Source organism: Pseudomonas sp. B12(2026), from assembly GCF_057767015.1.
Genome location: NZ_CM173430.1, coordinates 4,799,581 through 4,822,796 on the forward strand (window position 1 = coordinate 4,799,581; position 23,216 = coordinate 4,822,796).

Below are 23,216 nucleotides of genomic sequence, written 5' to 3' on the forward strand. Positions count from 1 at the left end.
GCGCCACACACCCGGCAAAACAGACGGCTCGCCGGCCGTTCGCCGGGTCTGCTAAGGTCGCAGGCGCTTCACCCCCGGCGCTTCCCCCCCTGGAGAGTCCCCCTGGAGAATCCCATGTCTACCCTGAGCGGCCCGCAATACCTCAGCGAAGGCCTGAAACTGATGATGCGTCCCGGCCTGCGGCTGTTCGTCCTGCTGCCGCTGAGCATCAACCTGTTGCTGTTCGTCGGCCTGATCGGCTTCGCCGTCAACCAGTTCAGCCACTGGGTCGACGCCCTGATGCCCACCCTGCCGGCGTGGCTGGACTTCCTCGAATTCATCCTCTGGCCGCTGTTCGTCGCGCTGGTGCTGCTGATCGTGTTCTTCACCTTCACCCTGATCGCCAACCTGATCGCCGCGCCGTTCAACGGCTTCCTCGCGGAAAAGGTCGAGGTGGTGGTGCGCGGCACCGACGACTTCCCGACCTTCAGCTGGAGCGAACTGATGGCCATGGTGCCGCGCACCCTCGGCCGCGAACTGCGCAAGCTCGGCTACTTCCTGCCGCGCGCCATCGGCCTGCTGATCCTCAGCCTGATCCCCGGCCTGAACCTGATCGCCGCGCCGCTCTGGCTGCTGTTCGGCGTGTGGATGATGGCCGTGCAGTACATCGACTACCCGGCGGACAACCACCAGCTGGGCTGGAACGAGATGCTCGCCTGGCTGCGCGAGAAGCGCTGGGCCTGCATGGGCTTCGGCGGCATCACCTACCTGGCGCTGCTGATCCCGGTGGTCAACCTGGTCGCGATGCCCGCCGCCGTGGCCGGCGCGGTGCTGTTCTGGGTGCGCGAGGGCGGCGAAAAGGCGCTGGTGCGCTGACCCGCGGCCGCCTCCGGGCGGCTGTCATATTTCGATCATCGCCGCGTCATCGGCGCGCCACTGCGCGCCGAGACACTGCGTGCATGACCAAGAACCCCCTGCGCATCGCGCTGATCAGCGAAACCTTTCCGCCGGAAATCAACGGCGTCGCCAACACCCTCGGCCGGCTGGCCGCGGGGCTGTTGCGCCTCGGCCATCAGATCCAGGTGGTGCGCCCGCGGCAGCAGAGCGACAGCGGCCGCCACAGCGATGCCGAGCTGGTGCTGACCCGGGGCTGGCCGCTGCCGGGCTATCCGGGGCTGCAATGGGGCCAGTCCTGCCTGCACAAGCTGCTGCGCCACTGGAAGGGGCTGCGCCCCGACGTGCTCTACATCGCCACCGAAGGCCCGCTCGGTCTGGCCGCCCTGCGCGCCGCGCGGCGCCTGCGGATTCCGGTGATCAGCGGCTTCCACACCAATTTCCAGCAATACAGCGCGCACTATGGCTTCGGCCCGCTGATGCGCCTGGTGACCCTGTACCTGCGCTGGTTCCACAACCGCACCCAGCGGACCCTGGTGCCCAGCGTCAGCCAGTCGCTGGAGCTGCAACGGCGCGGCTTCGAACGCCTGGCGCAGCTGTCGCGCGGGGTCGACAGCCGACTGTTCCAGCCCGGCCGCCGCGACGATGCGCTGCGCCGCGAGTGGGGCCTGGGCGAGCGCGACATCGCGGTGCTGCACGTGGGCCGGCTGGCGGCGGAAAAGAACCTGTCGCTGCTGGGCAACAGCTTCCGCGCGCTGTGCGCGGCGCACCCGCAGCTCAAGCTGCGCCTGGTGATAGTCGGCGACGGCCCGCAGCGCGCCCAGTTGCAGAAGGAACTGCCCGAAGCGCGCTTCTGCGGCCTGCAACGCGGCGAGGAACTGGCGCGGCACTACGCCAGCGGCGATCTGTTCCTCTTCCCCAGCCTCTCGGAAACCTTCGGCAACGTGGTGCTGGAGGCCCTGGCCTCGGGCCTCGCCGTGGTCGCCTTCGACCAGGCGGCGGCCGGGCAGCACATCCGCCACGGGCACAACGGCGTGTTGGCCGCGCCGGGCGACAACCAGGGCTTCTTCGAGGTGGCGAGCTGGCTGCTGGGCGACCCGGAGCGCCTGCGCCGGGTGCGCCTGAACGCCCGCCACCACGCCATCCATCAGGCGTGGGACGCGGTGGTCGAGCGTTTCGAAGGCTACCTGCAGGAAGCCTGCCGCGCCGGGCTGCCGGGGAAGAACCTCGCCTGCCTGGGCCGCGCGGAAGGTTCCTCCCTGCCCAAATAGGAATCAGGCGAAGGGCTTGGGCTCGGCGGCGAAGGACAGGCTCATGGCGCCGGCGCCCAGGTTGATGCCGCCGGTGGGGCTGAGCATCGCCAGGTGCACCTGCACGCCCTTGGCCTGGCAGGCCGCTTCCAGCGCGGCGAAGCCCGGCAGGTCGCGCAGCGCGGACGGATCGCCGGCGTAGCTCAGGCACATCTGCGGCGCCAGCAGCTCGCCCGCCTCGACCCGCGCGCGGGCGAAGTTGAGCAGGCGCTCGGCGGATTTCTCGTAGTTCGGCGACACCGACACCGGCTTGTCCTCGCCCTGCACCAGGCTCAGCACCGGCTTCATGTCGAGCATCGAGCCGATGCCGAGGAAGGCCCCGCGCAGGCGGTCGCCGATGCTGCTGCGGTCGCCCTTCTGGAAACCGCGGCGGCGGATGTGCCCCAGGTCGCTGGCGACCAGGAAGGTGTTCATCTGCTGGCTGAGCTGCTCCAGGCGCGTGCGCACGGCGTTGGGCGCCTGGTCTTCGCGGAGCAGGCGCGCGCCTTCGGCGGCCAGCACGGCAAGGCCGGCGAACACCGTCTGGCTGTCGATCACCCGCAGCGCGAAGGGCCCGGCGACGCCGGCGGCGGCACGGCGCTCCTTGTAGCTCTGCAGCAGGCTGAAGGACGCCTGGGTGGCATGCTCGAAGATCGGGCTGCGCTGGCTGCTGACGGTCAGGCAGATGACGTAGTCGAAATCGGTGACCAGCTGTTCCAGGAACCAGTCGTGGGTGGCGGCGGGGCTCAGGGGCTCGCTGCCGTCTTCGGGACCGACCGTGGGCAGGTCCTGGGAATAGAACCTCAGGGTGGTGTCGGGATCGCGATCATCGACGATGCGGCGCTCGCCCAGGCGAATGCCGATGGGCAGGACACGAATATTGTTGGCCGCGAGAAATTCGGGGGGCAGGTCACAGGTCGCATCGACCACCAAGCCGATCCGCATGGCTTACTCCTATGGCCGTATCCCGGCCTATTGTTGTGTGAAATCGGTCATACAATGCCCGTTTCACACCTTGAAGTCAGCATGCGCAAAGGTGGGTCTCGGAAAAGATTTGTAAACGCCTAGGACGGGGCTTTCAGACCATTCAGGCGATCCATGACCCGTCATAACCCAGACCCGGGTCAGGGCATAACCGCGCAGGAGCGAGCTTGCTCGCGAACATGCCCGCAGCGGGGTGGTTCGCGAGCAAGCTCGCTCCTACGAGGGCGGAGGTTGCCGCGGATCAGACCAGCGACGTCAGCGCATTGCGGCTGAAGGGTTTGATATCGGCCAGGCGGCCGTCGCGCACCTTCAGCGCCCAGTCCGGGTCGACCAGCAGGGCGCGGCCGACGGCGACCAGGTCGAACTCCTGGTTGTCCAGGCGCTCCAGCAGGCCGTCGATGCCCGACGGCTGCGCCACCTCGTCGGTGTTGCCGAAGAAGGCGAGGAACTCGCTGCCGTCCAGGCCGACGTTGCCCACGGTGATGGTCGGCTTGCCGGTCAGCTGGCGGGTCCAGCCGGCGAGGTTGAGCTCGGAGCCTTCGAACTCCGGAATCCAGAAGCGGCGGGTGGAGCAGTGGAAGATATCCACACCGGCATCCGACAGCGGCTTGAGGAAGGCTTCCAGCTCTTCCGGGGTCTGCACCAGGCGGGCGCTGTAGTCCTGCTGCTTCCACTGGGAGAAGCGGAAGATGATCGGGTAATCCGGGCCGACAGCCTCGCGCACGGCCTCGATCAGCTCGATGGCGAAGCGCGAACGGTTGGCCAGGCTGCCGCCGTATTCGTCGCTGCGCTGGTTGCTGCCTTCCCAGAAGAACTGGTCGATCAGGTAGCCGTGGGCGCCGTGGATTTCCACGCCGTCCATGCCGATGGCCTTGGCGTCGCGGGCGGCCTGGGCGAAGGCGGCGATGACCTCCTGGATGTCTTCCTTGGTCATTTCATGGACCAGCACGGTGCCGTCCTTGACCTTGCCGCTGGGGCCGTAGCCGGGGACGCTGGCGTCCGGCTCGGTGCCCAGGCGGCGCACGGCGCCGACGTGCCACAGCTGCGGGACGATCCTGCCGCCCTCGGCGTGCACCGCGTCGACCACCTGCTTCCAGCCGGCCAGGGCGTCCTCGCCGTAGAAGCGCGGCACGTTCGGGTAGCCGTTGGCGGCCTTGTGGTTGACCGTGGTGCCTTCGGTGACGATCAGGCCGACGCCGGCGGCGGCGCGGCGGCGGTAGTACTCGACCACCTGGGCGTGGGGCACGCCGTTCGGGCTGAAGTTGCGGGTCATCGGCGCCATCACGATGCGCGTGGGCAGTTCCAGGCCGCCCAGGCGGAAGGGCGAGAACAGGGTGTCTACGGATGCGGTCATTCAGGTCTCCATGACGGCCAGGCGACCGGTCGTCTCGTTTTTGTGGGGGATGAGGGATGTTTCAGGCCCGCAGCAGGTGCTCCAGGCATTCGATGAAGCGTTCCACGGGCTTGAGCGAGGCGCTGACCTTCAGCCGCGCCAGCACGCCCTGCCAGGCATTGCCGATGAACTCGGCGAGCTGCCCGACGTTCTCCGCGGCCGGCAGCTCGCCGGCGCGCTGGGCCTCGGCGAGGCAGTCGCGCAGGGTGTCGATGGACTGCTGGAGGATGCCGTCGACGCGCGCGGCGATGGCCGGCGACAGCTCGGCCATCTCGAAGCTGAGGCTGCCGATGAAGCAGTGGTATTCGAGCTTTTCCTGCCGGGCGAAGTGCGCCAGCAGTTCGCGGTAATAGGTGAGGATGCGCGCGCGCGGCCCCAGCGCCGGGTTGCCGAGGGCCTCGGCGTAGCGCGCCAGGCGCGGCGCGTAGAGGTGCTCCAGGGCCTGCAGGGCGAAGTCTTCCTTGCTCTGGAAGTAGTGGTAGAAGGAGCCCTTGGGGATGCCGGCGGCCTGGACGATGTCCTGCACGCCGGTGCCGTGGTAGCCGCTGCGGGTCATCGCCAGGGAGCCCTTGGCGAGGATCAGGTCGCGCTTGTCGAGTCGGATGCTGTTCATGGGGAGCGAGAATATGACCGGTCGTCTCGCTTTTCCCAGCATCATTGATCGCGGTGATTTTCCTTCCAAACCCTCGCCGCGCTACCGCCCCTCGAAACGCTCAGTGCCAGCTGACGCGCTGCTCCAGCGGGAAGCGCAGGCGCGGGTTGTAGACGCCGTTGTCGGCGGCGCGGCCCACCGCCAGCAGCATGATCGGCACGGCGCGGCGGGGAATATCGAGCACCTTGCGCAGCCGCACTTCGTCGAAACCCTCCATGGGGCAGGTCGCGTAGCCGTGGCTCTGCAGGGCGAGCATCAGGTTCTGCGCCGCCAGCGCGGTGGACTTCGCCGCCCACAGGCGCATCTGCGCGTGGCTGTTGGGCTGGCGCATCAGCGCGCGGCGCAGGCCGACCAGCGCGTAGAGCGCGCGCTTGAACAGCCCGCGCAGGCCGAACGCGCCCTGGTCATACTGGAAGGGCGCGGTGCTGCGGTAGAAGTGCCGGATTTTTTCCGGTACCTGCGGCTCGGGCCATTGGTCGAGGATCGCCGCGCAGGACTCGCGCCAGGTGTCCGGGCGCGCCAGCACGGCGATCAATACCGGCGCGGTGCGCGCCGCGTTCTGCCCCAGGCACACCGGCAGCAGTTGCCGCCGCAGTTCGGCATCGCGGATCACCTGGAAGCTCCACGGCTGCAGGTTGCAGGCATTGGGCGCGAGCACCGCCAGTTCCAGGCAGTCGCGCAGCACGGCGTCCGGCACCGGTTCAGCGAGGAAGCGGCGCACCGCGCGGCGTTGTTCGATCAGCGCGCGCAGGGCGTCCGGGGTGGCGGGCAGGCTGGACGATTCGGCGGCGAAACGGCTCATGGCGGGCTCCGGGATCAGGTCGCCCGATTAAGCCGCCGCGCCAGGCACGGAACAAGCCGGGAGGGGGAAATGCCGGCGGGATTGGCGCAAGCGCCCTCTCCCGCCGGAGAGGATCAGGCGCCCAGCGCCTTCTCGATGGCGTGCACGAATGCGGGATCATCCGGCGCGGTGCGCGGACTGAAGCGTGCCAGCACGCGGCCGTCCGGGCCGAGCAGGAACTTTTCGAAATTCCAGGTGATGTCGCCGGGAAACTCGGCGCCCTCGCCCGCCAGCAGGCGGTACAGCGGATGGCGTTCCGAACCGTTGACGTCCAACTTGGAGGACATCGGGAAACTGACTCCGTAGTTCAGCGAACAGAACGACTGGATCTCGGCTTCGCTGCCCGGCTCCTGCCCGGCGAACTGGTTGCACGGCAGGCCGAGCACCACGAAACCCTGATCCTTGTATTGCTGGTAGAGCTTCTCCAGACCGGCGTACTGCGGGGTCAGGCCGCATTTCGAGGCGACGTTGACCACCAGCACTACCTTGCCCTTGAGTGGGGCCAGCGGCAGATCCTGGCCGTCGAGGCCTTGCAGCGTCAGATCGTGAAAAGCGCTCATTGCTTGCTCCTTGGAGAGGTAGGCACAGCGTGCCCGCGCAGGGCGGACAGCGCGTCCGTCGCTCTGCGCAATCCCAGTCGGTACGGGAAAATCGTCCTGGCTTCGTTGCATGAGAAAGGCGCCCGAAGGCGCCTTTCAAGATTGAGCTTAGCAGCTCAATGATGGCTTCACCGGTCGCTGTCCGACCGGTGAACGCGATCAGTGGTGATGACCACCTTCGCCGTGGATGTGGCCGTGGGCGACTTCCTCGGCGGAAGCCTCGCGCACGTCGACCACCTTGACCTTGAAGTTCAGGCGCTGGCCGGCCAGCGGGTGGTTGCCGTCGACGGTGACGTCGTCGCCATCGATGTCGCGGATGGTGACGATCTGCATGCCGCCGTCCGGAGCCGAAGCGTGGAACTGCATGCCGACTTCCAGCTCGTCCACGCCTTCGAACATTTCGCGGGTCAGGGTGGCGACCAGTTCGGCGCTGTATTCGCCGTAGGCATCGGCCGGCTCGACGGTGACGTCCAGCTCGTCGCCGACCTGCTTGCCTTCCAGGGCCTTCTCCAGGCCGGCGATGATGTTGTGGGCACCGTGCAGGTAGACCAGCGGAGCGCCGCCGGCGGAGCTGTCGATGACCTCACCCGCGTCGTTGGTCAGGGTATAGTCGATGGAAACCGCCTTGTTGGCCGCGATCTGCATGGTACGAAACCTTTCTGATATAGAAGTTGAACGCGCGAGTTTACGCTGCGCCGCCCCCGAATGCGACCCGAAGACGGACGGACGGGGCCGCGCGGACGGCCCGCGCCTGCTTGACTTTCATCAGGATGAAAACGGCCACTGGGTGGCAGTCTTGTCCTGCGGCCATACCCAGCACCTGCGCCACCAGCCGCCGTGGCAATCGAGGCCCTGGGTGCTCGACGAACAGCAGCGCAAGGCGCAGATCGGCCGCCCGTTCCCCTGCGGCTGGTGCGCCGGGAACCGGGGCGACGATCCCGCGGGATAGCGCCGAGCGGTTCGACGGAATCCGACAAGCGACAAGGAGCAAGCATGCCGGCACGCAACATCCTGGTGATCAACTGCGGCAGTTCTTCGATCAAGTTCGCCCTGGTCCGCGAGGGGCGCGACGATTTCATCCTCCACGGCCTGGCCGACCGCATGGGCAGCGCCGGCGCCAGCCTGCGCTGGCAGGGCGAGGGCGATGCGCAGCCGCAGACCCTGGAGCTGCCCGGCGGCGACCACAAGGCCGCCCTCGCCCGCCTGCTGCCGCTGGTGGCCCAGGCCGCCCAGGGCGAGCTGCACGCCATCGGCCACCGCGTGGTGCACGGCGGCGAACGCTTCACCCAGGCCTCGCTGCTGGATGACGAAGTGCTCGGCGCGATCCGCGAGACCTCGCCGCTGGCGCCGCTGCACAACCCGGCCAACCTGCTCGGCATCGACGCCGCCATGGCGCTCTACCCGGACCTGCCGCACATCGCCGTGTTCGACACCGCCTTCCACCAGAGCCTGCCCGAGCGCGCCTACCGCTACGCCATCCCCGAGCCGCTGTACCGCGAGCAGCACGTGCGCCGCTACGGCTTCCACGGCACCAGCCACCGCTATGTCAGCCACATGGCAGCCGAGATGAGCGGGCTGGCGGTGGGCGACAGCAACTGGCTGTCGGCGCACCTGGGCAACGGCAGCTCCACCTGCGCCATCGCCAACGGCCAGAGCCGCGACACCAGCATGGGCCTGACCCCGCTGGAGGGCCTGATGATGGGCACCCGCAGCGGCGACGTCGATCCGAACCTGCACAGCCACCTGCAGCGCACCCTGGGCTGGAGCCTGGAAAAGATCGACCACATGCTCAACCACGACAGCGGCCTGCTCGGCCTGTCGGGGCTGTCCAACGACATGCGCACCCTGGAGCACGCCCGCGAACAGGGCCACGCCGGCGCGGCGCTGGCCATCGAGGTGTTCTGCTACCGGCTGGCCAAGTCCCTCGCCTCGCTGACCTGCGCGCTGCCGCGGATGGACGGCATCATCTTCACCGGCGGCATCGGCGAGAACTCGCCGCTGGTGCGCAACCTCACGGTGAAGCACCTGCACGTGCTCAACCTGGAACTCGACGGCGAAGCCAACGCCCACTGCGTGGGCGGCATCGGCGGGCCGATCCACCTGCCCGGGCATCCCCGGGTGCTGGTGATCCCGACCAACGAGGAACGGCAGATCGCACTCGACACCCTGGCCGTCCTCGACTGAATATTCAGGGGACATGTTCAAGGTCTCGCCGAACGCCGCATGGGTGAGTGCAGGCCGACATCGGGCATGTTCCAAGGTTCGCCCCACAAGGGCAGAACTCATTCCCGCACGGCTTAAGGAGCCCGGATGCATACCTTCTTCCTCGCCCCGACCGGTTTCGGCGTCGGCCTCACGTCCACCAGCCTGGGGCTGATCCGCGCCCTGCAGCGCGCCGGCCTGAAGGTCGGTTTCTTCAAGCCCATTGCCCAGCCCCACGCGGGCGACGAGGGGCTGGAGCGCTCCAGCGAACTGGTCGCCCGCACCCACGGCCTCGACGCCCCGACCCCGCTGTCGCTGGCCAAGGTCGAGCGGATGCTCGGCGACGGCCTGCTCGACGAACTGCTCGAAGACATCGTCGGGACGTACAACCAGGCGGCGCAGGGCAAGGACGTGATGATCGTCGAAGGCATGGTGCCGACCAAGCACGCCAGCTATGCCGCGCGCATCAACGGGCACCTCGCGCGCAGCGTGGATGCCGAGGTGATCCTGGTGTCGGCGCCGGACAACGAGACGGTGCACGAGCTGTCCGACCGCATCGAGATCCTCGCCCAGCTGTTCGGCGGCCCGCGCGACCCGCAGCTGCTCGGCCTGATCGTCAACAAGGTGCGCGACCACGGCAGCGACGACCTGCCGCGTGACGCCGAGGCCGCCGCGCGGCTGTTCGGCGAGCGCCTGAAGGAGCATTCCCCGCTGCTGCGCGAGGGCGACGTGCGCCTGCTCGGCTGCATCCCCTGGCAGGACGAACTGAACGCCCCGCGCACCCGCGACGTGGCCGACCTGCTGAACGCCGGCGTGCTCAACGCCGGCGACTACGAACAGCGCCGCGTGCAGAAGATCATCCTCTGCGCGCCCTCGGCGCCGAACACCGTGCACCTGCTCAAGCCCGGCGTGCTGGTGGTGGTGCCGGGCGACCGCGACGACATCATCCTCGCCGCCTGCCTCGCCGCCATGAACGGCGTGCCGCTGGCCGGCCTGCTGCTGTGCTCCGGGCTGACCCCGGACGCGCGGATCATGGAACTGTGCCGCAGCGCGCTGCAGGGCGGCCTGCCGGTGCTGACGGTGAAGACCGGCTCCTTCGACACCGCCGGCGACCTCAGCCGGATGAACAAGGAAATCCCGGTGGACGACCGCGAGCGCGCCGAGCGCGTCACCGAGTACGTCGCCGGGCACATCGACTTCGAATGGCTGAAGGAGCGCTGCGGCGCGCCCCACGAGCTGCGCCTGTCGCCGCCGGTGTTCCGCTACCAGCTGACCCAGCGCGCCAACCGCGCGGGCAAGCGCATCGTCCTGCCCGAGGGCAGCGAGCCGCGCACCGTGCAGGCCGCCGCCATCTGCCACGCCCGCGGCATCGCCCGCTGCGTGCTGCTGGCCAAGCCCGACGACGTGCAGGCGGTGGCGCAGATGCTCGGCATCGTGCTGCCGGCGGACCTGGAGATCGTCGACCCGGACCTGGTGCGCAGCCGCTACGTCGAGCCCATGGTCGAGCTGCGCAAGGGCAAGAGCCTGAACGCGCCGATGGCCGAGCAGCAGCTGGAGGACAACGTGGTGCTGGGCACCATGATGCTCGCCCTGAACGAGGTGGACGGCCTGGTTTCCGGCGCCATCCACACCACCGCCAACACCATCCGCCCGGCGCTGCAGCTGATCAAGACGGCGCCCGGCTACAACCTGGTGTCCTCGGTGTTCTTCATGCTGCTGCCCGACCAGGTGGTGGTGTATGGCGACTGCGCGGTGAATCCCGATCCTTCGGCCAGTGACCTGGCGGAGATCGCCGTGCAGAGTGCCGACTCCGCGCAGGCCTTCGGCATCACCCCGCGGGTGGCGATGATCAGCTACTCCACCGGCGACTCCGGAACCGGCGCAGATGTCGAGAAAGTGCGGGAAGCCACGCGCATCGCGCGGGAAAAACGCCCCGATCTGTTGATTGACGGCCCCTTGCAGTATGATGCCGCCGCCATCGCCAGCGTCGGCCGCCAGAAGGCCCCCGACAGCCCGGTGGCCGGGCGCGCCAACGTGTTCGTGTTCCCCGACCTGAACACCGGGAACACCACCTACAAGGCGGTCCAGCGCAGCGCCGACTGCATCAGCATCGGACCGATGCTGCAGGGCCTGCGCAAACCGGTGAACGACCTGTCGCGCGGCGCGCTGGTGGACGACATCGTCTACACCATCGCGCTGACGGCGATCCAGGCGGACAGCGGCAAGGACGGCTGACTGTCAGGCACCAGGGATGTGCCCACGAACGCATCACGCGCCCGGTTCGCCGGGCGCCCACGTACAAGGACCATTCCCCGATGTTGAGTTTCCTCCCGCACACCCTGCGCGGCATCCTCGCCACCCTGATCCTGGTGACGAGCACGCTGTGCTGGTGCCTTCCCCTGCTGGGCATGTCGATCGTCAAGCTGCTGCTGCCCTTCGCCGGCGCGCAGCAGGTGTGCAGCAAGATCATGAGCCTGATCGCCGAAGGCTGGATCGCCTGCAACAAGGGCTGGATGAACCTGGTCCGCGACACCGGCTGGAATGTCCAGGGCCTGCAGGGCCTGGAGTACGACCACTCCTACCTGGTCACCAGCAACCACCAGAGCTGGGTCGACATCCTCGTCCTGCAGTACCAGCTCAACCGCCGCGTGCCGCTGCTGCGCTTCTTCCTCAAGCAGGAGCTGATCTGGGTTCCGGTGATCGGCCTGTGCTGGTGGGCGCTCGATTTCCCCTTCATGAAGCGCTATTCCAAGGCCTACCTGGCCAAGTACCCGGAGAAGAAGGGCAAGGACCTGGAGACCACCCGCAAGGCCTGCGCCAAGTTCAGCCGCATCCCGGTGGCGATCTTCAACTTCCTCGAAGGCACCCGCTTCACCCCGGCCAAGCATGACGAACAGCAGTCGCCCTTCCAGCACCTGCTCAAGCCCAAGGCCGGCGGCATCGCCTTCGTCCTCGACGCCATGGGCGAGCAGCTGCGCACCCTGGTGAACGTCACCATCCACTACCCCGACGGCCGCCCGACCTTCTGGTGCCTGCTGTCCGGCAAGCTGCGCGAGGTGGTGGTGCGCTTCGAGGAGCTGGAGATTCCGCGCCAGTTCGTCGGCAAGAGCTACGACCAGGACGAGGGCTACCGCGCCGAGTTCCAGCAGTGGGTGAACCAGCTGTGGGAGCGCAAGGACCAGATGCTGGCCCAGTTGCACCGCGAATTTCCGGCCAGCGCCAAGGCCTGACGTTTCCTGTAGGAGCGAGCTTGCTCGCGAACCGCCTGACACCTGCCGGTTCCGCTTCGCGAGCAAGCTCGCTCCTACGAAGAGCAAAAAAAAAGCCCGCCGATCGGCGGGCTTTTTCATTGGCGCGGCTTACTGCTGCGGCGCGGTGCCCTGGGCGCCCGGCAGGGCCTTCAGGTTCACCTCGACGCGGCGGTTCTGCGCGCGGCCGTTGGCGTCGGCGTTGGACGCGATCGGCTGGTCCGGGCCCATGCCGCGGGTGCTCACGCGGGAAGCGTCGACGCCCTGGGAGGTCAGGTAGGTCGCCACCGACTGCGCGCGGCGCTGGGACAGGTCCATGTTGTGCTGGCGGCTGCCGGTGCTGTCGGTGTAGCCGACGATCTCGATGCTGTTCTGGTTGAACTCCTTGAAGGAGCCCGCCAGGTTGTTCAGCGGGGCGTAGAAGGACGGCGCGATGTTCGCCGAATCGGTGGCGAAGGTGATGTTGCCCGGCATGATCAGCTTGATGTCGTCGCCCTGGCGCTCGACCTGCACGCCGGTGCCCTGCATCTGCTGGCGCAGCTTGGCTTCCTGCTTGTCGGCGTAGTAGCCGTAGCCGGCGGCGGCGGCACCGATGGCGGCGGCGCCGATCAGCGCGCCCTTGCCACGGTTGTCGTGGTTGATCGCGGCACCGGCGACGGCGCCGGCCAGGGCACCCAGCGCGCCGTACTTGGCGGTCTTGCTCATGCCACCCTCGGCCGGGGCCTGGGTGTTCGGATCATAGGGGTTCTGGGAAGCGCAACCGGCCATGAGGGCGAAGGCGGTGACGGCCGCAACCATGGACAGACTACGTGCAGTGAACATGAAGGAGGACTCCTCGAATGGCGAAACACCCATTATCGGGCGGCAGGTTAGAGCGTAGGTGGTGCAAATGATTCCGTTGCCACCTTAAGCGCGGATGAAGGGATTTTCCCGCATCTCGTCGCCCAGGCGCGTGTCCGGGCCGTGCCCGGTGATGACGGTCGCCTCCTCGTCCAGCGCGTACAGGCGCTCGCGGATGGAACGGACGATCGTGTCGTAGTCGCCGCCCCACAGGTCGGTGCGGCCAATGCTGCGGCGGAACAGCGTGTCGCCGGCGATCAGCAGCCGGTCCCTGGGGAACCAGAAGCTCATCGAGCCCGGCGTATGCCCCGGCGTGTGCAGGGCCACGCCGCAACCGCAGGCGAGCTCCTCGTCGTCCGCCAGCCACCGGTCCGGGGACGGCACCGGGGTGTAGGGCACGCCGAACATGCGGCACTGCATTTCCAGGTTGTCCCAGAGGAACTGGTCGTCCTTGTGCAGGTGCAGGGTGGCGCCGGTCTTCTCCTTCATCTGCCCGGAGGCGAGGAAGTGATCGAGGTGCGCGTGGGTGTGGATGATGCTGACCACCTTCAGCCCCAGCGCGTCGAGGCGCTGCAGGATCAGTTCGTGGTCGCCGCCCGGATCGACGACGATGGCCTTCTTGGTCAGCGGGTCGCCGATGATGGTGCAGTTGCACTGCAACGGGCCGACGGGGAAGGTTTCGCGGATCAGCGCGGGCTGCTCGCTCATCAGGGGCTCACTCGATGGATTGGGCGGGGCGGTATTTTCGCCGATTCCGCCCGGCCCTGGCGAGCCGGTAATCAGAGCCCGTTTACGATCTCGCGAGCTAGAGCAGAACAAGGCAAAAACAGGCGAGGACGCGGAGTTTACGAGCTGTAAATGAGCATTCCGAGCCTGTTTTTAACGCAGTTATGCCGACGCGCAGCAGATCGTAGACAGGCTCTCAGAGGTCGCGGCGGTAGTCGGCGGGCTGCTTGCCGGTCCACTTCCTGAACGCCCGGCGGAAGTTCGACGGGTCGTTGAAGCCCAGCAGCAGCGCGATCTCGTAGAGCGGCAGGTGCGTGGTGCTGAGGTATTGCAGCGCCAGGCGCTTGCGCACGTCGTCGAGCACTTCCTGGTAGGTGGTGCCCAGGTTCGAGAGATGTCGACGCAGGCTGCGGCCGCTGGTGTGCAGTTCGCCGGCCACCGTCTCCAGGTCGGGGAATTCGCCGGGGCGCGCCAGCAGCAGGCGGCGGATGCGGGTCAGCAGGCCTTCCTGCACGTCCAGGGTGGCCAGCAGCGCCTCGCACTGCTGCTCGCACATCTGCACCGTGGCCGGGTTGGCCAGCGCCATGGGCCGCGCCAGGTATTCGCTGGGCAGGCCGATGAAGTGGAACGGCTGGTCGAACAGCACCTCGCAACCGAACACCTCGGCGTAACGCGCGGCGTAGGCCGGCGCGGGATGGCCGAAGCCGACGCTGACGCCGTGCAGCGGTTCGCCGACGAGGAAGCGGGCGATGGTGTACAGGCTGGTCATCAGGCCCTCGGCGGCGAACCGCCCCATCGGCCCGAGCGGGATCGACTCGCTGGCGCGCAGGTAGGAGACGCCGTCGTCCTCCACCATTTCCAGGTCATAGGCCAGGCCGAGCACGCGGTAGTACTTCAGGGCGAAGCCGATGGCGCGTTCGAGGTTGGCGCTGGAGAGCACCGCGTAGCCGAGGATGCCGTGGGTGGAGACGTTCAGCCGCTGCCCCAGCAGCAGGCCGAAGGCCGGCTCGCCGCAATGCGCCAGCGCGGTGCCGGCGAGCAGGTTGAAGTCGATGAAGGACAGGCGGGCGTTGGGGCTCTGCAGCACCTCGGGGCGCACGCGGGCCAGTTCGAGCAGGCGCGCGCGGGGCACGCCGAGCTCCTCGGCGAGATCGAGCAGCGCCTGCGCATAGGCGACGGGCACCAGTTCGGCGGTGAAGTTGAGCGGTTGTTTCATCGTTCTTGTTGTGTCGACCGCTGGCCGGATATGACCGGAAAGTTGGCAGACAATAACCTTGTAGGGCTTTTCCCACAAGACCACAGTACCGACCATGGATAACCACAAAAATGGAGCCGCCATGGCCAGTACCACCCCCGCAGGACTGGAAATCAAGCCCCGGCACATGGACTTCGATCTGCCTGATCCGCTGCCGCGTCACTGGCATGGCGGGGACGCCTTCAAGTCCCACCTGTTCGACGCCATGTCGGTGCTGTTCCCCGACGGCGAGCGCTTCTTCATCGACTCGGTGCGGCACTTCCGCGAGGACATCAGCGACCCGCTGCTCAAGGAGCAGATCCGCGGCTTCATCGGCCAGGAGGGCCACCACAGCCGCGAGCACCTGGTGTACAGCCAGCGCCTGCGCGACCAGGGCTACGACATCACGCGCATCGAGAAAATGGCCCAGGCGCGCATCCGCTACACCCAGAAGAAATTCCCCGCCAAGCGCCAGCTGGCCGCCACCGCCGCGCTGGAGCACATCACCGCGATCATGGCCAACGGGCTGCTCACCGACCCGCGCACCATGCACGGCGCCGACCCGGTGATGCAGCGCCTGTGGCGCTGGCACGCGCTGGAGGAGACCGAGCACAAGGCGGTGGCCTTCGACGTCTACAACCAGGTCTGCGGCAGCCGCAAGCTGCTGCGCCGGGCGATGCTGATGGCGACCTTCTTCTTCGTCCTCGACACCTTCCGCGGCCTCACCCACATGCTGCGCAAGGACGGCCTGCTGTGGAACTGGCGGGTCTGGCGCGACGGCCTGAAGTGGAGCTGGGGCAGGCACGGCGTGTTCCGCCCGCTGGCGCGCCAGTACCTGGACTTCTTCAAGGAAGACTTCCATCCCTGGCAGCACAACAACCTCGACCTGCTGCATGAGGTGCGCAAGGAGTACGACCCGCAGCCGCTGGCGCATGCGGGCTGATCCGCCGCTGTTCTGAACGCCGCCCCGCACTGTCGGGGCGGTGTTGTTCTTGGCGTTCATCGAGGGGCGGGCCATGCCCGCCGTTCGCGGACAAGGTCCGCTCCTACGAAAGCCCCGCCCGTATCCTTTCCGGGCAGGCGTACCGGAAACAACCGGGAGCGCCCGGGTAGGATGGCGTGGAGCGCAGCGATACCCATGCGGTCCGTGCACCGGAATCGATGGGTATCGCTGCGCTCCACGCCATCCTACGAAGAGCGGTTTGGCGGAACGACAAAGCCCGGCACTTGGCCGGGCTTTCTTCATGGGGCGATCAGCCTTCAGGCATGCAGGAAACGCAACGCATCCGCCGCCGACTCCTGGGGAATCTCCTCCATCGGGATATGCCCCACGCCCGCATAGACCTTCACCTCGATCCCCGGCACGTCGCGCTGCCACATCGGCACGTGGCGCGGCGAAATCCAGCGGTCGCGCTCGCCCCACATCAGCATCGTCGGCACCCTGAGTTCCGCCACCCGGTTCGGGGTGCCGGTCAGCTCCTCGCGGTTGGCCTTCACCAACACGCGGAAGATATCGATCATCGCCCGGCGGTTGCCCGGGCGGCGGCTGATGTCGTAGTAGCGGTCGACCACCCCCGGCTTGATCCTGCGCGGGTCGCCGTAGACTTCCTTGATGCCCTGGGCCACCAGCGCACGCGGCATCCACATCGGCATCAGGATGCCGGCGCCGGGCAGCACGGCGCTGCCGATCATCAGCGGCACCTTGCGCATGTAGTAGCCGGCCGGATCGATGAGGATCAGCCGCTCCACCCGGTGCGGCTGCGCCAGCGCGTAGTTCCAGGCGATGTAGCCGCCCAGGGAGTTGCCGGCGATGGAGACGTGCCTGAGGTCCAGGCGGTCGAGGAACATGCCGAACACCTTCACCAGGCGCTCGCCGCTGTAGTCGCGGTCGCTGCCGCCGCCGGTAAGGCCGAAGCCCGGCACGTCGAGGCGGATGATGCGGAAGTGCTCCGCCAGCTCGGCGACCCAGCCGTCCCAGGTGTGCAGCGACGCCATCACCCCGTGGACCATCACCAGCACCGGCTTGTCGTGGCTGCCTTCGTCGCGGTAGTGGATGTCGAAACCGTCGACGCTGATGAAGCGCGAGCCGGTTTCCGGCGCGGCGTAGCGCTCCTTCAGCGCCTCCAGCGGCAGGGCGCCGAAACCGTAGCGGGCCAGGCCCTCGGCCAGTGGCGGTTGCAGGGACAGGGTGGCGGACATGGACGGTGACTCCCGTGCTTGTTGTTCTCGGATGCCGATCACAGCACAGCCGGTTTGCCGCCGCGCCTAACCTAGGTAGTGCGTGAGCAGAGCGTCGTTACCAACAGGTCGCCGATCACCCGCTTGACCTCGTCCAGCGGGGCGTCGCCGCCCTTGCCCAGCAGGTCCAGCGAGGTGGCCTCCAGCGCCCAGATCAGCGCCTGGTAGGTCAGCGCCGCGTGCCGCACGCCCTCGCCCTGGAAGCGCTCCTCCAGCAGCGCCCGCAGCTCCCGGTGCGCCTCGGCGCGGTGGGCGGCGAGCGGCGAGTCGGTGCGCAGCGCCTCCTCGTGCATCAGGCGGATGATCGGCCCCACCGCCAGGTGATAGTCGAAGAAGCGCTCGACCATCGCCCGCAGCCAGGCGTCGGTGCTGCCGGCGTCGGTGCGCATCTCGCGAAAGCGCATCAGCAGCAGTTGCACCGCCGTGCGGTAGATGCCTTCGAGCACGTCGAGCTTGCCCTGGAAGTATTTGTAGAAGGTGCGCCGCGACACCTTGGCGGCATCCAGCAGGTCGTTCACCGTGGTATCGGCCAGGCCCTTGGCGACGAATACCGGAATGCTCGCCAGCTGGATGTTGGCCCGTTGCAGGTGCCCCACCAGCGGCCCCTCGCTCTGGCGCGCCACCGCGCCGAAGCCGCCGAGGTCCTCGAAGACCGCATTGACCGCCGCCGATTCCATCGCCCCTCCCCCGTTGCACCCAACCAAGGCGCGGGATGACGCCGCCCCCCGGCCTCGCTAACCTAGGCCGACCGCTCCCGCGCAAGGAAAGCCCGTTCGTGCCGAACCTACCACGCCGTCTGCTCTGGCCGCTGGCCATCCTTTTGCTGGTTCTCTGCCGTCCCGCCTCCAGCGCCGAGCTGTACTACCTCGGGCAGAAGATCCCCGACATCCAGCGCCCCTGGACCAGCGCCGACTACCAGCTGCTGATCGACGCGCTGAAGAAGATCGACGAAACCCAGGCCAACGGCCTGCCCCGGCGCAGCGGCGAGTTCACCGGGCCGATCTACCAGCGCATGGTCAGCGAGGAGAACTTCCGTCCGCAGCTGAACATCTACGCGCCGCTGGAGCTGCGGCAGAACGAGGCGCGCGAGGTGCTGTTCAAGCTCAAGGAGCTGATGCGCCTGTACTTCGACTTCCGCGCCGCCCGGCAGCCCTACGGCGCCGAGGCGCTGGGCCTGATGAGCTATTCGCTGCGCGAGCAGGCCATCCTGTTCAACCTGACGGTGGAGTTCTGGATGACCCTGGCGCAGAACGAACAACGCAACCCGGTGCGCCTGCAAGGCATGCAGGAAGCCAAGGCGGCCGCCGCGATGCTCACCAGCAGCGCGCTGGACTACCTGGGCCTGACCGCCCAGTTCGACCGCCAGGACCTGGTGCTCTACAGCGCCGAACTGTCCCGGCAGATGCCCGAGCTGTTCGTCCACCTGCCGCTGGAGGTGCGCGCGCAGCTGCTGATGCGCGTCGACGAGCTGGCGCAGAAACATGCCTATGCGGAAGTGCGCGAGAACATGCGCGACCTGCTGCCGGTGCTGCAGGCGATCCAGGACGACGTGCAGCGCCAGCTGGCCGCGCCGGCCAAGGGGCAGGCGGCGCCGAAGGCGCTGGACCTGAGCGCGCCGGCGGAGGCGGAGAAGAAGAAGGCGATGTGATGCCGCAGCCAGGCTCCGGCCGCTAGCGCAACAGCCCCATCTCCTTCGCCCGCGCCACCGCCTGGGTGCGGCGCTCCACGCCGAGCTTGTCGTTGATGTGGCGGGCGTGGCTCTTGACCGTGTGCAGGGAGATGAACAGCCGCTCGCTGATCTCCTGGTTGGAGCAGCCCTGGGCGATCAGTTCGAGCACCGCCAGCTCGCGTCCGCTCAGGCAGTCCGCCACCTGCGCGCAGCGCTCCGGCGGCGCCGGCAGCCGCTCGCGCAGCGCCTCCAGCTCAACGCTCGGGGCGCGGCCGTCGAGTTGCTCGCGCAACCAGTCCGGGTGCTGCAGCAGCGTCTCGTGCAACGGTATCAGCAGGCCGACCGCCAGCGCCGGCAGGTACTCCTCCAGCACCTGCGCCGCCTCGCAGTCGCGCCCTTCCTGCAGCAGCAGGGCGATCAGCTGGCCCTGCGCAAACCGTGCCTGCAACTGGGCGCCGACCTCGAGCGCGCCGCTGGCCACCGCGCGCAGGCGCGACTCGGCGGCCGCCGGCTGGCCTTCGCAGCGTTCCAGCCGCGCCTGGAGCATCTCCACGTTTCGCGGCAGTTGCGGCGAGCACTCCGGCGGCATGGCCGACTCCGCGCCGGTGTAGGTGTCGCGCAGGCGCTCCAGCCAGGCGGCCGCCAGTTCGGTCTGGCCCTGGCCGAGCCAGAGTTCGCACTTGATCAGGGTAATCGCCGACAGGTAGTAGACCGGTGGCACGTCCCAGACGTGCATCATCCGCTCGACCTCGGCCAGGTGGGCGAAGGCGCGGGTGTAGTTGCCCAGCCGCCCTTCCAGGCTGGCCAGCACGCAGAAGCCGATGACCAGGCTGATATCCCGGCAGGCGCGCGCTTCTTCGATCCCGGCCTTGAGGCACCTGCGCGCCTCGTCCGGTTGCAGCGCGAGGCTGCGCAGGTAGCCCTGGTAGAGCATCAGCCGCCCGCGCACGGCGTAGCGGCGCTGCGCCGACAGGCCGGACAGCCGCGCCAGCCCCTGGCGCACTTCCTCCTCGGCGCGCAGCACCTCGCCGCGCGCCTGCAGGACGCGGGCGCGGTCGTAATGCACCATGGCCTCGAACAGCGGGTTGCCGAAACGCTGCGCCAGCTCCAGCGCTTCCCGGTTGAGTTCGCGGGCGCGCCACAGGTCATCGCGGACGATGGCCAGGTTGCTGAGGGTGGACAGGCACAGCAGGCGCGGCCCGAAACGCTCGGGCCCCAACCCCAGCCGGGCCTCTTCGCAATGCCGCGCGGCGGTCTCGATGTCGCCGCGGCCACGGGCGATCACCCCGCCCAGCGCCTGCCACTGGGCCAGCAGGTCGCGCTGGGTGGCGGCATCTGCCGCCGGCAGGAAGCGCGACAGCTGCAACGCCAGTTCCTCGGCGGCGTCCAGCTGGCAGGCCAGCGCCAGCGCCCAGCTGTACAGCACGATCAGGCGCGGTGTGCTGGCCAGCAGGCTGTCGGGCAGGTCCATCTTCCAGCGCAGCAGCGTGGCGACGTTCTGCTCGGCCAGCAGTTGTTCCTCGGACAGGCTCTGCACCAGGTTCGCCGCCACCTCCGGGTGGCCGGCGCGCAGGGCCTGCTCCACGGCCTCGTCGAACAGTCCCTGGGCGCTGAACCAGCGGCAGGCGCGCAGGTGCAGCGCCGCCGCCGAAGGACCGGAGCCGGGCAGCGGCCGCGCCAGCAGCAGGTCGGAGAACAGGTGGTGGTAGCGGAACCACTGGCCCTGCTCGTCCAGCGGCACCAGGAACACCTGGTGCTGCTGCAGGTGGCGCAGGATCGCCGCGCTGTCGTGGGCATCGCGCAGGGCGTCGCAGAGTTCGGCGGAGAAGCGCTCGAAGCGCGCGGTCTGGTAGAGGAAGACCTGCACGTCCGGCGACTGCTGGTCGATCACTTCTTCCAGCAGGTAATCGCGGATCAGTTCCTCGGCGCCGTGCACCGACAGGTCGGGCACCTTCGCCGCCAGTTCGTCGCCGTGGGCCAGCAGCCACAGGCGCAGGCCGGCGATCCAGCCTTCGCTGCGCTCGACCAGGTTGTCCAGGGCGTTGTCGTCCAGCTGCGCGCCGTTGGCGGAGACCAGCCGCGCGGTTTCCTCGGCGGTCAGGCGCAGGTCCTGTTCGGTGAACTCCAGCAGCTGCCGCGACAGGCGCAGGCGCGCCAGGTGCCAGTCCGGGCGCTGGCGGCTGGTGACCAGCAGCACCAGCCCGGCCGGCTGGTGGTTGAGGAGGAATTGCAGGCAACGGTCGAGCACCGCGCCCTGGGCCAGGTGGTAGTCGTCGAGCACCAGCAGCAGCGGCCGCTCGGCGGACAGGCTGTCCAGCAGTTCGTCGAGCAGGTCGTCGAGCCAGGCCTCGAAGGCGAACGGCTGGTGTCGCTGGCGCATCTTCAGGATGCCCAGCGCCTCTTCGCCGAGCATGGGAAAGTGCAGGCGCAGGCCCTCGAGCAGGCGTTCGAGGAAGCGGCCCGGATCGCTGTCCCTGGTGCTCAGCCCCAGCCACAGGCTGCGCCACTGGCTGTCCAGCGTCTGGCAGAACTCGATGGCCAGCGAACTCTTGCCGAACCCCGCCGGCGCAGACACCAGGATCAGCCGCCCCTCCAACCCGGACGCCATGCGCTCGCACAAGCGCGAGCGGGAGACGTGGCCATGCGGCAGCGGCGGCCGGAAGAACCGGTTGCCCACGGTGCTGGCGGGGATCTCGGCCAGTCTTGGCAGAGGCGAAAAGTCGGTCATCAGCCTGGCTCTTGCTCTAGCTCTTGTTGATGTCGACCGAGCCTAGCCGCTCGCGAGAGGTATTTGAAGTCGATTTTGTTGCCAACGCCTACAAGGTGACCAGAAGTCGCGCCTGAGACATTCGGCCTTTTCCCTCATCAGTCCGATCGCCCATGAAAAAACCGGCCCTCGGGCCGGTTTTTCCTTACAGCGGTTAACCCGTGATCAGCGAACGCCTTCCTGGCGCAGCGCCGCGGGGGTGAAGTCGCTTTCCGAAGCGCTGTAGTTGAAGTCGTAGGCGGATTTCTCCTCGTTCTTCAGGCCCAGCACCAGGTAGCGGCCGGACAGCAGGTCATACAGGGTTTCGGCGGTGTACCACGGTACCTGGTAGTTGTAGTAGTACTGGTTGAAGGCCTCGGCCACGCGCCAGAGGGTGCCGCGACCGTCGTAGTGGTCGATCTCCACGGCCTGCCAGGTGTCCTCGTCGATGTAGAAGTCACGCTTGGCATAGATGTGGCGCTCGCCCTGCTTCAGGGTGGCGGTCACGTGCCACACGCGGTGCAGCTCGTAGCGGGTCAGGTCCTGGTTCAGGTGGCCGGCCTTGATGATGTCGGCGTACTTGAGCTTCGGATCGTCCATCTTGTAGTTGTTGTACGGGATGTACAGTTCCTGCTTGCCTACCAGCTTCCAGTCGTAGCGGTCCGGCGCGCCGTTGTACATGTCCAGGTTGTCGGAGGTGCGCAGGCCGTCGGCGGCGGTGCCCGGGCCGTCGTAGGAGACCTGCGGGGCACGGCGCACGCGGCGCTGGCCGGCGTTGTAGAGCCAGGCCAGGCGCGGTTCCTTGACCTGGTCGAGGGTCTCGTGCACCAGCAGGACGTTACCGGCCAGGCGCGCCGGCGCGGTGACGCGCTGCTTGAAGTAGAACAGCACGTTGCTCGGCTTGCTGGCGTCGTAGTCCTTCAGGTTGGTGCGGAAGACGAATTCGTCCTGGAAGTACACCAGCGAATAGGAGCCGTTCACCTGCGGGGTGGCCTGGGTCACCAGACGGCGCACGGCGCCGCCGCGGTAGCGGGTGATGTGGTTCCAGATGACTTCCAGGCCGTCCTTCGGGATCGGGAAGGGGTTGGCGGTCTGGAAGTTCTGCAGGCCGTTGCCGCCCTGCACCAGGCTGGTGGTGGTGGCGTTCTGCTTGGTCGCCGCCAGCACGCTGTCCGGCAGGGTGGCGGTACGGTGCGACGGGAACACCGGCATCTTGTAGGTGTCGGGGTAGCGCTTGAACATGGCGAGCTGGCCGGGGGTCAGCTTGCTCTTGTACTGCTCGGCGTTCTGCGCGGTGATGGTGAACAGCGGTTTCTCGCTGGCGAACGGATCGGAGAGGAAGCCCTTGCTGTCGGCGGTGCCGGCGTTCTTCGCCAGGCCACCGGTCCAGGCCGGGATGCTGCCATCGGCGTTGCCGGCCTTTTCCGCGCCGACCGGGGTCAGGGTGGTGCCGAGCTTGGCCGCTTCGTCGGCGGAGACGGCCGCCATCACCTGGCTGGCGAGCAGGCTGAGCGCCAGCGCGCCGGTGTGCAGCAGGATCTTTGTTGTTCTCATTCGTTTGTCGTCCTCGTTGAGTCTTGCCCACCGCGATGGCCGCCCCTGGCGGGAGGGTTCGCGGGTCTTGTCTGCCACCCTGCGCGGCCGGTCTGGCCGGCCGCGCGGAAGGCCCGCCGCGGGTGCGG

21 protein-coding genes are annotated in these 23,216 nt (G+C 68.0%); 8 read left to right on the top strand and 13 right to left on the bottom strand.

What is annotated here, in order from left to right; all coding sequences use genetic code 11:
* Positions 1-114: 114 nt before the first annotated feature.
* Positions 115-855, top strand: a complete 741-nt coding sequence (gene cysZ, locus AC3B6A_RS22330; RefSeq protein ID WP_488399290.1) for a sulfate transporter CysZ — start codon at positions 115-117, stop codon at positions 853-855.
* An 83-nt stretch (positions 856-938) separates the two neighbouring features.
* Entirely contained in the window at positions 939-2,144 is a 1,206-nt protein-coding gene (locus AC3B6A_RS22335; RefSeq protein WP_488399291.1) for a glycosyltransferase family 4 protein, read from the top strand.
* Between the two features lie 3 nt (positions 2,145-2,147).
* Here the strand turns inward: AC3B6A_RS22335 and AC3B6A_RS22340 are convergent, their stop codons facing one another.
* The 6 genes from AC3B6A_RS22340 to AC3B6A_RS22365 all read right to left on the bottom strand — a co-directional run bounded on the left by AC3B6A_RS22340 (position 2,148) and on the right by AC3B6A_RS22365 (position 7,276).
* Entirely contained in the window at positions 2,148-3,107 is a 960-nt protein-coding gene (locus tag AC3B6A_RS22340; protein WP_488399292.1) for a DegV family protein, read from the bottom strand.
* A 280-nt stretch (positions 3,108-3,387) separates the two neighbouring features.
* Entirely contained in the window at positions 3,388-4,500 is a 1,113-nt protein-coding gene (locus AC3B6A_RS22345; protein WP_488399293.1) for an NADH:flavin oxidoreductase, read from the bottom strand.
* A 61-nt stretch (positions 4,501-4,561) separates the two neighbouring features.
* A complete protein-coding gene (locus AC3B6A_RS22350; RefSeq protein ID WP_488399294.1) occupies positions 4,562-5,152 on the bottom strand; it encodes a TetR/AcrR family transcriptional regulator in 591 nt (196 codons plus the stop codon).
* 100 nt (positions 5,153-5,252) lie between these two features.
* Complete coding sequence (locus tag AC3B6A_RS22355) at positions 5,253-5,993, bottom strand: nitroreductase family protein (RefSeq protein WP_488399295.1); 741 nt, start codon at positions 5,991-5,993, stop codon at positions 5,253-5,255.
* A gap of 113 nt (positions 5,994-6,106) precedes the next feature.
* Complete coding sequence (locus tag AC3B6A_RS22360) at positions 6,107-6,592, bottom strand: glutathione peroxidase (RefSeq protein WP_488399296.1); 486 nt, start codon at positions 6,590-6,592, stop codon at positions 6,107-6,109.
* Between the two features lie 198 nt (positions 6,593-6,790).
* Positions 6,791-7,276, bottom strand: coding sequence for an FKBP-type peptidyl-prolyl cis-trans isomerase (locus AC3B6A_RS22365; RefSeq protein ID WP_488399297.1), 486 nt, complete (start codon positions 7,274-7,276; stop codon positions 6,791-6,793).
* On the opposite strand from AC3B6A_RS22365, the gene AC3B6A_RS22370 reads away from it, so the two are divergent.
* The 4 genes from AC3B6A_RS22370 (at position 7,245) to yihG (ending at position 12,063) form a co-directional block, all read left to right on the top strand.
* Positions 7,245-7,580, top strand: coding sequence for a DUF3565 domain-containing protein (locus tag AC3B6A_RS22370; protein WP_488399298.1), 336 nt, complete (start codon positions 7,245-7,247; stop codon positions 7,578-7,580). The genes AC3B6A_RS22365 and AC3B6A_RS22370 overlap by 32 nt on opposite strands.
* A gap of 44 nt (positions 7,581-7,624) precedes the next feature.
* Entirely contained in the window at positions 7,625-8,815 is a 1,191-nt protein-coding gene (locus tag AC3B6A_RS22375; protein ID WP_488399299.1) for an acetate kinase, read from the top strand.
* A gap of 126 nt (positions 8,816-8,941) precedes the next feature.
* The gene (pta, locus tag AC3B6A_RS22380; protein WP_488399300.1) at positions 8,942-11,068 is read left to right on the top strand and encodes a phosphate acetyltransferase; all 2,127 of its coding nucleotides are present in this window, start codon (positions 8,942-8,944) and stop codon (positions 11,066-11,068) included.
* Positions 11,069-11,148: 80 nt separating this feature from the next.
* Positions 11,149-12,063, top strand: coding sequence for a 1-acylglycerol-3-phosphate O-acyltransferase, YihG family (gene yihG, locus AC3B6A_RS22385; RefSeq protein WP_488399301.1), 915 nt, complete (start codon positions 11,149-11,151; stop codon positions 12,061-12,063).
* 129 nt (positions 12,064-12,192) lie between these two features.
* Here the strand turns inward: yihG and AC3B6A_RS22390 are convergent, their stop codons facing one another.
* The 3 genes from AC3B6A_RS22390 to AC3B6A_RS22400 all read right to left on the bottom strand — a co-directional run bounded on the left by AC3B6A_RS22390 (position 12,193) and on the right by AC3B6A_RS22400 (position 14,863).
* Positions 12,193-12,903 (bottom strand): YiaD family glycine zipper/OmpA-like lipoprotein, encoded by a 711-nt coding sequence (locus AC3B6A_RS22390; protein WP_488399302.1) that lies wholly within the window; start codon positions 12,901-12,903, stop codon positions 12,193-12,195.
* An 84-nt stretch (positions 12,904-12,987) separates the two neighbouring features.
* Positions 12,988-13,629 carry an MBL fold metallo-hydrolase gene (locus AC3B6A_RS22395; RefSeq protein WP_488399303.1) on the bottom strand — a complete coding sequence of 214 codons (642 nt, stop codon included), beginning with the start codon at positions 13,627-13,629 and terminating at the stop codon, positions 12,988-12,990.
* Positions 13,630-13,843: 214 nt separating this feature from the next.
* On the bottom strand, positions 13,844-14,863 hold the full coding sequence (locus AC3B6A_RS22400) for an AraC family transcriptional regulator (RefSeq protein WP_488399304.1): 1,020 nt from the start codon (positions 14,861-14,863) through the stop codon (positions 13,844-13,846).
* A 121-nt stretch (positions 14,864-14,984) separates the two neighbouring features.
* On the opposite strand from AC3B6A_RS22400, the gene AC3B6A_RS22405 reads away from it, so the two are divergent.
* Positions 14,985-15,824 (top strand): metal-dependent hydrolase, encoded by an 840-nt coding sequence (locus AC3B6A_RS22405; protein WP_488399305.1) that lies wholly within the window; start codon positions 14,985-14,987, stop codon positions 15,822-15,824.
* A 317-nt stretch (positions 15,825-16,141) separates the two neighbouring features.
* On the opposite strand, the gene AC3B6A_RS22410 is transcribed toward AC3B6A_RS22405, so the two are convergent.
* Both AC3B6A_RS22410 and AC3B6A_RS22415 read right to left on the bottom strand, forming a co-directional pair.
* Entirely contained in the window at positions 16,142-17,080 is a 939-nt protein-coding gene (locus AC3B6A_RS22410; RefSeq protein WP_488399306.1) for an alpha/beta fold hydrolase, read from the bottom strand.
* Between the two features lie 71 nt (positions 17,081-17,151).
* Positions 17,152-17,796 carry a TetR/AcrR family transcriptional regulator gene (locus tag AC3B6A_RS22415; RefSeq protein ID WP_488399307.1) on the bottom strand — a complete coding sequence of 215 codons (645 nt, stop codon included), beginning with the start codon at positions 17,794-17,796 and terminating at the stop codon, positions 17,152-17,154.
* 98 nt (positions 17,797-17,894) lie between these two features.
* Between AC3B6A_RS22415 and AC3B6A_RS22420 the strand changes: the two genes are divergently transcribed.
* Positions 17,895-18,767: a hypothetical protein gene (locus tag AC3B6A_RS22420; RefSeq protein ID WP_488399308.1), complete on the top strand. Its 873-nt coding sequence runs from the start codon at positions 17,895-17,897 to the stop codon at positions 18,765-18,767.
* A gap of 22 nt (positions 18,768-18,789) precedes the next feature.
* Here AC3B6A_RS22420 and AC3B6A_RS22425 read toward each other — a convergent pair whose 3' ends face one another.
* A complete protein-coding gene (locus AC3B6A_RS22425) occupies positions 18,790-21,516 on the bottom strand; it encodes a winged helix-turn-helix domain-containing protein (RefSeq protein ID WP_488399309.1) in 2,727 nt (908 codons plus the stop codon).
* A gap of 204 nt (positions 21,517-21,720) precedes the next feature.
* Entirely contained in the window at positions 21,721-23,088 is a 1,368-nt protein-coding gene (locus tag AC3B6A_RS22430; RefSeq protein ID WP_488399310.1) for a DUF1329 domain-containing protein, read from the bottom strand.
* Positions 23,089-23,216: the final 128 nt, after the last annotated feature.

Coding starts and splice junctions, on each gene's coding strand:
- cysZ (WP_488399290.1), top strand. CDS start 115: ATGTCTACCCTGAGCGGCCCGCAATACCTCAGCGAAGGCCTGAAACTG.
- AC3B6A_RS22335 (WP_488399291.1), top strand. CDS start 939: ATGACCAAGAACCCCCTGCGCATCGCGCTGATCAGCGAAACCTTTCCG.
- AC3B6A_RS22340 (WP_488399292.1), bottom strand. CDS start 3,107: ATGCGGATCGGCTTGGTGGTCGATGCGACCTGTGACCTGCCCCCCGAA.
- AC3B6A_RS22345 (WP_488399293.1), bottom strand. CDS start 4,500: ATGACCGCATCCGTAGACACCCTGTTCTCGCCCTTCCGCCTGGGCGGC.
- AC3B6A_RS22350 (WP_488399294.1), bottom strand. CDS start 5,152: ATGAACAGCATCCGACTCGACAAGCGCGACCTGATCCTCGCCAAGGGC.
- AC3B6A_RS22355 (WP_488399295.1), bottom strand. CDS start 5,993: ATGAGCCGTTTCGCCGCCGAATCGTCCAGCCTGCCCGCCACCCCGGAC.
- AC3B6A_RS22360 (WP_488399296.1), bottom strand. CDS start 6,592: ATGAGCGCTTTTCACGATCTGACGCTGCAAGGCCTCGACGGCCAGGAT.
- AC3B6A_RS22370 (WP_488399298.1), top strand. CDS start 7,245: ATGGAAACCGCCTTGTTGGCCGCGATCTGCATGGTACGAAACCTTTCT.
- AC3B6A_RS22365 (WP_488399297.1), bottom strand. CDS start 7,276: ATGCAGATCGCGGCCAACAAGGCGGTTTCCATCGACTATACCCTGACC.
- AC3B6A_RS22375 (WP_488399299.1), top strand. CDS start 7,625: ATGCCGGCACGCAACATCCTGGTGATCAACTGCGGCAGTTCTTCGATC.
- pta (WP_488399300.1), top strand. CDS start 8,942: ATGCATACCTTCTTCCTCGCCCCGACCGGTTTCGGCGTCGGCCTCACG.
- yihG (WP_488399301.1), top strand. CDS start 11,149: ATGTTGAGTTTCCTCCCGCACACCCTGCGCGGCATCCTCGCCACCCTG.
- AC3B6A_RS22390 (WP_488399302.1), bottom strand. CDS start 12,903: ATGTTCACTGCACGTAGTCTGTCCATGGTTGCGGCCGTCACCGCCTTC.
- AC3B6A_RS22395 (WP_488399303.1), bottom strand. CDS start 13,629: ATGAGCGAGCAGCCCGCGCTGATCCGCGAAACCTTCCCCGTCGGCCCG.
- AC3B6A_RS22400 (WP_488399304.1), bottom strand. CDS start 14,863: ATGAAACAACCGCTCAACTTCACCGCCGAACTGGTGCCCGTCGCCTAT.
- AC3B6A_RS22405 (WP_488399305.1), top strand. CDS start 14,985: ATGGCCAGTACCACCCCCGCAGGACTGGAAATCAAGCCCCGGCACATG.
- AC3B6A_RS22410 (WP_488399306.1), bottom strand. CDS start 17,080: ATGTCCGCCACCCTGTCCCTGCAACCGCCACTGGCCGAGGGCCTGGCC.
- AC3B6A_RS22415 (WP_488399307.1), bottom strand. CDS start 17,796: ATGGAATCGGCGGCGGTCAATGCGGTCTTCGAGGACCTCGGCGGCTTC.
- AC3B6A_RS22425 (WP_488399309.1), bottom strand. CDS start 21,516: ATGACCGACTTTTCGCCTCTGCCAAGACTGGCCGAGATCCCCGCCAGC.
- AC3B6A_RS22430 (WP_488399310.1), bottom strand. CDS start 23,088: ATGAGAACAACAAAGATCCTGCTGCACACCGGCGCGCTGGCGCTCAGC.